At 35.1% G+C, this 961-nt stretch carries 1 protein-coding gene; it reads left to right on the top strand.

Going from position 1 to position 961, the window contains the following annotated elements:
• Nucleotides 1–771, top strand: a 771-nt coding sequence (locus RCF13_RS20015; RefSeq protein ID WP_308141492.1) for a hypothetical protein, incomplete at its 5' end; no start/stop codon positions are given.
• Nucleotides 772–961 lie beyond the last annotated feature (190 nt).

Raw genomic sequence — 961 nt, 5'->3', positions numbered from 1 at the left:
GAATATATCCTGGCACCAGAGGACGGAAGCCTTCAAATGGGCTGGTGGGGTAGTCAACTATCAGATGATTTATGTTATTTTTCAAATCCTTACCCTACCATAACGCTGGAATTTGAGACAGACAGATCTATTAACGCAATTAAGGTTGTAGGCGATAGCCTAAAAGAGGAATACCCCGTAGATTACACAATTAAAATATATGGTGCCAATGAAAATATATTAGTCCAAAGAGAAGTTACAGAGAACACAAATATCAATAATATTACGGATATAATGGAGAATCCAACAAATTCAAGAAAAGTTGAAATAACAATCACCAAATGGAGTCACCCCAATCGACAGGTAAAAATAGTAGAATGTTTAGATGTAGCGTTTAAATTAAACATCGGGCCTGAGCTATATTTTAGAAAAAATAATCCTGCGAAGTATTTAGAAGTCGCAAATTATATCGAAGTACCCTATGGTGAAGAAAAAGTGATCGTTAAAGATGAAGATAGCATCATAAAAAATGGATTATTAAAATATAGCCTGCAATCCAATCCTTTAATTCAGACAGAAGAAAGGGCACTAGATATAGCCAATCGTCTGTTAGAAGGATATAGCAATCCTAGAAGAGACCTAGATTTAGAATGGCGAGGGAATCCAGCGTTAGCCTTAGGAGATACCGTATCCGTTATAGACAATAAAGAGATCAACGATTATAAAGTAGTTAAGCAAGAATTAGAGTACACAGGATATTTAAGAGCAAAATTAAGCGGAAGGAGAGTGTAATTATGAATTACATAGAACCTAAAACAGATTGGAAGGACAATAATCTTCCTACATTATCCGATTTTGATAGAATAGAGAGAAATCTATTCTATCTTTTTAATTTACTAGGTTAGGAGGGATATTATGCCGTGGGAAAATCCCAAAATAGATTGGGTCACGAACCCTAAAAATCCTAGAAGTGAGGATTTGA

The organism is Stenotrophomonas maltophilia group sp. RNC7 (assembly GCF_030910085.1).
Taxonomy (GTDB): Bacteria; Pseudomonadota; Gammaproteobacteria; order Xanthomonadales; family Xanthomonadaceae; genus Stenotrophomonas; species Stenotrophomonas sepilia.
The sequence above is the reverse complement of the archived record's forward strand: the minus strand, read 5'-3'. Positions and strand labels throughout refer to the sequence as shown.